Annotated in this window: 2 protein-coding genes and 1 tRNA gene; all 3 read left to right on the top strand. The window is 59.7% G+C overall.

All coding sequences use genetic code 11. The annotated features are described in order from the left end of the window. A partial coding sequence (locus PAT3040_RS27360) for a hypothetical protein (protein ID WP_108995178.1) occupies positions 1-687 on the top strand: 687 nt, incomplete at its 5' end. Between the two features lie 123 nt (positions 688-810). After that, a tRNA-Asp gene (locus PAT3040_RS27355) sits at positions 811-887 on the top strand. 84 nt (positions 888-971) lie between these two features. Beyond that, positions 972-1,591, top strand: a 620-nt coding sequence (locus PAT3040_RS27350; RefSeq protein ID WP_258235186.1) for a glutamate--tRNA ligase family protein, incomplete at its 3' end; no start/stop codon positions are given.

Below are 1,591 nucleotides of genomic sequence, written 5' to 3'. Positions count from 1 at the left end.
GGGGCGACGGCAGCCGCTGTGGCCGCAATGCTGCTGCTCGGAGGCTGCAGCGCCGCCATGGATACCGATGACAGAGATCCGATCGAAGCGCATTCCGCGGAACATGAGCACCAAACGAAGATGCTGCGTGATCCTTCCGTCATTCCGAGCGAGAATGGCTTGAAACGGCAAACGACGAACAGGCAAGGCGGCACAACAAACGGAATGGGGACATCGGTGTACAGCATGATCGGCAGCTCCGGACTGCATGCGGCCGGTTTCTCCGCGCATCTGGAATCCCGACTGAGCGGAGCGGGCATTCCGGACGTAAAGGTATTCGTCTTCGACGACACGGTCGTGCTCGCCACGGCGAAACGTACGCCTTCAGGCGCTCGTTATGACAGCGTTCAGATGAAGCTTCTTAGTCCGATCGAAGGGATGTCGGGTCAAGGAACGGCGCCGGGCGAAGGTCTTGGCGGCATAACGGGCACCGATAAGTCCGCTCACGACAACCTGTCTATGGCCGCCGAACGGATCACCGGTTTTATGGGCGGGGGAGAAGTGCGCGTGCTGACCGTGGAGAATGAATTGGCCGTACAGCTGATCGACAAAATCCGAACGGAGGCCACGGCCGATAAACTGTCGCCGACGGCCATCGCGGACGATATCCGCGCGCTGCTGGAGCTGGCGGTGCAAGGAACAAAGTAGTCGCGGGATCGGCATCTGCCTCACCCAAGAGAATTGGTTGCTTCAGGAAAATAAAAGCTTGTCAAACTACACACCGGCGTGTTAAGATCTTACTTGTGTCCAAGAGGCACAGACTTTAAGTGTGGAGCTGTGGTGTAGAGGCCTAACATGCCTGCCTGTCACGCAGGAGACCGCGGGTTCGAATCCCGTCAGCTCCGCCATTTAAAGTATAAACATAGGCAAAATAACAAACAGAGCGGCTATGCTGCTCTTTTTTTGCATTCCCGTTAAGGTGAGGGTGAACCATGTCGAAGCAACTGGACCATCATCAGCCAATCATACGCCGCGGACGTTTCGCGCCTACGCCGTCCGGGCTTCTGCATATCGGCAACGCCTTTGCCGCGTTGGTTGCCTGGCTTCAAATTCGGCAAGCCGGCGGCGAGTTTCTGCTCCGCATCGAGGACATCGACAAGCCGAGGTCGCGTCCCGCTTTTGCAGAGCAGCAGCAAGACGACTTGCTCTGGCTTGGACTCGACTGGGACGAGGGGCCGCGGCTTGGCGGACCCTTCGCCCCCTATGAGCAGAGCCTTCGCGATGAGCTATACGAGGAGGCGCTGGCGCGGCTCAATGCTGCCGGCCGCCTTTACCCTTGTTATTGCAGCCGCGCGGAGCTCGCCTCCATCGCCAGCGCCCCGCATGGCTTGTCGTCGGAGGGGCCGGCTTATCCCGGTTTCTGCAGGCATCTTACGCCGGAGGAGCGCACAGCCAAAGAAGCCCTCAAGGAACCCGCGCTCCGCTTCGTCATGCCGAGCGAGCCGATCGCTTTCGTCGACGGTTTTGCGGGAGCACGCTCCTATGATGGCGACGCGCTGGGCGACTTCGTCGTCAAGCGCGCCGATGGCATGTTCGGCTACCAGCTCGCCGT

It is taken from the genome of Paenibacillus agaridevorans, from assembly GCF_003112455.1.
In the GTDB taxonomy this organism is placed as follows: domain Bacteria; phylum Bacillota; class Bacilli; order Paenibacillales; family Paenibacillaceae; genus Pristimantibacillus; species Pristimantibacillus agaridevorans.
Note: the sequence above shows the minus strand (reverse complement) of the source record. Positions and strands in the feature narration are given on the sequence as shown.